Source organism: Pseudomonas sp. PS02303 (assembly GCF_029959925.1).
GTDB lineage: Bacteria > Pseudomonadota > Gammaproteobacteria > Pseudomonadales > Pseudomonadaceae > Aquipseudomonas > Aquipseudomonas mandelii.
In genome coordinates, this window is sequence record NZ_JASCOM010000381.1 from 1 (window position 1) to 4,005 (window position 4,005).

Consider the following 4,005-nt stretch of genomic DNA (forward strand, 5'->3'; position numbering starts at 1 on the left):
CGCGAAGACGGTGTCAGATCCAACATAGATAGCGGCTGACACAGCGTCTTCGCGAGCAAGCTTCGCTCCTACAGGAATCGATGTGTTCTCGTGATCGCCTGCAAAACCCGCTATCGTCGCCGCCATTCGAAACGAGGCGAGCATGGGCTATCTACTTTTTGTCACGCTGATCCAGGCGTTTTCCTTCAGTCTGATCGGCGAATACCTGGCCGGTCATGTCGACAGTTACTTCGCGGTGCTGGTGCGGGTTTTGTTGGCCGGGCTGGTATTTATCCCGCTGACGCGCTGGCGTTCGGTCGAGCCGGCGTTCATGCGCGGCATGCTGTTGATCGGCGCGTTGCAGTTCGGCGTGACCTACGTCTGCCTGTACCTGAGCTTCCGGGTGCTGACCGTGCCGGAAGTGTTGCTGTTCACCATCCTCACGCCGCTGCACGTGACCCTGATCGAAGATGCCTTGAATCGGCGCTTCAATCCGTGGGCGCTGGTGGCCGCACTGGTGGCGGTGCTCGGTGCGGCGGTGATTCGTTACGACCGGATCAACCCGGATTTCTTCATGGGCTTCCTGCTGCTGCAACTGGCCAACTTCACCTACGCCGCCGGGCAAGTGCTTTATAAACATCTGGTGGCGCGCCATCCGAGCGATCTGCCGCATTACCGACGCTTCGGCTACTTTTACCTGGGCGCGCTGGCGGTGGCATTACCGGCATTCCTGATGTTCGGCAAACAGAATTTCTTGCCGGAGGCGCCGCTGCAATGGGGTGTGCTGGTGTTCCTCGGCCTGGTCTCGACCGCGCTGGGGTTGTACTGGTGGAACAAGGGCGCCTGTATGGTGAACGGTGGAACATTGGCGGTGATGAACAACCTGCATGTGCCGGTGGGGTTGCTGATCAATCTGTTGATCTGGAATCAGCATGAAGAGCTGGGGCGGTTGTTCTTTGGCGGATCGGTGATTTTGATGGCGGTGTGGATCAGTCGGTTGGGTGTACGCAGGCCAGCTATCGCATGATCATTCCCACGCGGAGCGTGGGAGCGATCAGTTCGGTGGGCTACATGATGTGTTTTTCGGGCTCGGGAATGTGGCTCGCGCCTAACATGGCCGGGAGCAACCCGGCCCTTAAATCCCCGCCACTCGGCTGCTGATACAGGCTCAATCCGAACTCCGGCAGCACCGCCAGCAGGTAATCGAAAATATCCCCCTGAATCCGCTCGTAATCCGCCCACGCCGTAGTGCGAGTGAAACAGTAGATTTCCAGCGGAATACCCTGCGCGGTGGTTTGCATCTGGCGGACCATGCAGGTCATGCTCGGCTGAACCTCCGGATGACTCTTCAGATAGGCCAGCGCATAGGCGCGGAACGTCCCGATGTTGGTCATCCGCCGACGGTTGGCCGACATCGCTGCGACATTGCCCTGCGCCTCGTTCCAGGCCTTGAGCTCCGCCTGTTTGCGGCCGATGTAGTCGGTCAGCAGATGCACCTGGCTCAGTTTCAGCTCTTCGTCGTCGCGGACGAATCGCACGCCGCTGGCATCGATGAACAGGCTGCGCTTGATCCGTCGTCCGCCGGACTGCTGCATGCCGCGCCAGTTCTTGAACGATTCGGACATCAGGCGCCAGGTCGGTATCGAGACGATGGTCTTGTCGAAGTTCTGCACTTTCACCGTGTGCAGCGTGATATCCACCACGTCACCGTCGGCACCGACTTGCGGCATCTCGATCCAGTCGCCGACCCGCAGCATGTCGTTGCTGGTCAGTTGCACGCTGGCGACGAACGACAGCAGCGTGTCCTTGTAGACCAACAGAATCACTGCCGACATGGCGCCCAGGCCGGACAGCAGCAACAGGGGCGAACGGTCGATCAGCGTGGCGACGATGATGATCGCGCCAAACACGTACAGGACCATTTTCGTCAGTTGCACGTAGCCTTTGATCGACCGGGTACGGGCATGTTCGGTGCGCGCGTAGATGTCCAGCAGGGCACTGAGCAGGGCGCTGACCGACAGCATCAGGAACAGAATGGTGAACGCCAGCGCGACGTTACCGAGGAATATCAGGCTGGTCTTGCTCAGCCCCGGCACCAGGTACAGGCCGAACTGGATCACCAGCGACGGCGTCATTTGTGCCAGGCGATGGAAGACCTTGTTATGCCGAAAGTCGTTGACCCAGTGCAAGGCCGGTTGCCGGCCGAGCATTTTGGTCGCATGAATAATGAGGTAGCGCGCCACTCGTCCGAGGACCAGCGCCACCACCAGCAGCAGGATCAGTGCCAGGCTGGAATGCAGGAGCGGGTGCTGATCGAGGGCACCCCAGAGGTCTTGGGCGTTGAGCCAGAGCTGTTTGATATCCATGGGTAAAACCGGTTCTTCTGTAGGACGCGACGGGGCGATTAGAGCATCTAAGACGCTTTGCATGACGTTTTGAGACAAATCAGGCAACAAAAAAGCCACTGTTTACCGCCGTTTGCATAAAGAAACTCGGCCTCGGCGCTCGAAACCGTTACCCTATGCAGCTGTTTTTTTGTATTTCTTCGAGGTAGCACCCGTGTTTTCCCAATTCGCCCTGCACGAACGCCTGCTCAAAGCCGTGGCCGAGCTTAAATTTGTCGAGCCAACGCCTGTGCAAGCAGCGGCTATTCCGCTGGCGCTCCAAGGGCGTGACCTGCGGGTGACAGCGCAAACCGGTAGCGGCAAGACCGCTGCATTCGTTTTGCCGATCCTCAACCGTCTGATCGGCCCGGCCAAAGTCCGCGTCAGCATCAAGACCCTGATCCTGTTGCCGACCCGCGAGCTGGCCCAGCAGACCATCAAGGAAGTCGAGCGCTTTGCGCAGTTCACGTTCATCAAGTCCGGTTTGATCACCGGTGGTGAAGACTTCAAGGTCCAGGCCGCCATGCTGCGCAAAGTGCCGGACATCCTGATCGGTACGCCGGGCCGGATGATCGAGCAACTGAACGCCGGCAACCTCGACTTGAAAGAAGTTGAAGTGCTGGTCCTCGACGAAGCCGACCGCATGCTCGACATGGGTTTTGCCGAAGACGTGCAGCGTCTGGTGGAAGAATGCACCAACCGTCAGCAGACCATGCTGTTCTCCGCCACCACCGGTGGTTCGGGCTTGCGCGAGATGGTCGCCAAAGTCCTGAACAACCCGGAACACTTGCAGCTGAACAACGTCAGCGATCTGAACGCGACCACCCGTCAGCAGATCATCACCGCTGACCACAACCAGCACAAAGAACAAATCGTCAACTGGCTGCTGGCCAACGAGACCTATCAGAAGGCCATCGTGTTCACCAACACCCGGGCCATGGCTGACCGCATCTACGGTCGTCTGGTGGCGCAGGAATACAAAGCGTTCGTGCTGCACGGTGACAAAGACCAGAAAGACCGCAAGCTGGCCATCGACCGCCTGAAGCAGGGCGGTGTGAAAATCCTCGTCGCCACCGACGTCGCCGCTCGCGGTCTCGACGTGGAAGGCCTGGACCTGGTGATCAACTTCGACATGCCGCGCAGCGGCGACGAATACGTTCACCGTATCGGTCGTACCGGCCGCGCCGGCAACGATGGCCTGGCCATCTCGCTGATCTGCCACGGCGACTGGAACCTGATGTCGAGCGTCGAGCGCTACCTCAAGCAGAGCTTCGAGCGCCGCACCATCAAGGAAGTCAAAGGCACCTACGGCGGACCGAAAAAGGTCAAGGCCTCGGGCAAAGCCGTTGGCGTGAAGAAGAAAAAGGTCGACGCCAAGGGCGACAAGAAGAAAACCGGCGCCAAGGCCCCGACCAAGCGCAAGATCGCCAACCGCCCGAAGACCGACGCCCTGTCGCTGGTCAGCAAGGACGGCATGGCGCCGCTCAAGCGCCGCAAGCCGGAAGCACCGGCTGCTGAATAAGGCGTTGTCAGGTCAGTTAGGGTAGGTATGGCGAACACAAAACCTTGTGGCGAGGGAGCTTGCTCCCGCTGAGGCGCGAAGCGGCCCTGAAAAGAAGGGACTGCTGCGCAGTCCAGCGGG

General features: G+C 59.6%; 3 protein-coding genes. 2 read left to right on the forward strand and 1 reads right to left on the reverse strand.

The genetic code is table 11. From position 1 onward, the window contains the following. The first annotated feature begins 142 nt into the window (after positions 1 to 142). A complete protein-coding gene (locus QMX98_RS32910) occupies positions 143 to 1,006 on the forward strand; it encodes a carboxylate/amino acid/amine transporter (protein ID WP_010462042.1) in 864 nt (287 codons plus the stop codon). A 40-nt stretch (positions 1,007 to 1,046) separates the two neighbouring features. Here the strand turns inward: QMX98_RS32910 and QMX98_RS32915 are convergent, their stop codons facing one another. Continuing rightward, positions 1,047 to 2,345, reverse strand: a complete 1,299-nt coding sequence (locus QMX98_RS32915) for a mechanosensitive ion channel family protein (RefSeq protein WP_282411997.1) — start codon at positions 2,343 to 2,345, stop codon at positions 1,047 to 1,049. A 193-nt stretch (positions 2,346 to 2,538) separates the two neighbouring features. Here QMX98_RS32915 and QMX98_RS32920 point away from each other — a divergent pair, with 193 nt between their 5' ends. Further along, positions 2,539 to 3,885 (forward strand): DEAD/DEAH box helicase, encoded by a 1,347-nt coding sequence (locus tag QMX98_RS32920; RefSeq protein WP_008153197.1) that lies wholly within the window; start codon positions 2,539 to 2,541, stop codon positions 3,883 to 3,885. The last annotated feature ends 120 nt before the right edge of the window (positions 3,886 to 4,005 follow it).

What these genes read in the sequence shown, in the direction of transcription:
- QMX98_RS32910 (WP_010462042.1), top strand. Translation starts at nt 143, where the DNA reads ATGGGCTATCTACTTTTTGTCACGCTGATCCAGGCGTTTTCCTTCAGT.
- QMX98_RS32915 (WP_282411997.1), bottom strand. Translation starts at nt 2,345, where the DNA reads ATGGATATCAAACAGCTCTGGCTCAACGCCCAAGACCTCTGGGGTGCC.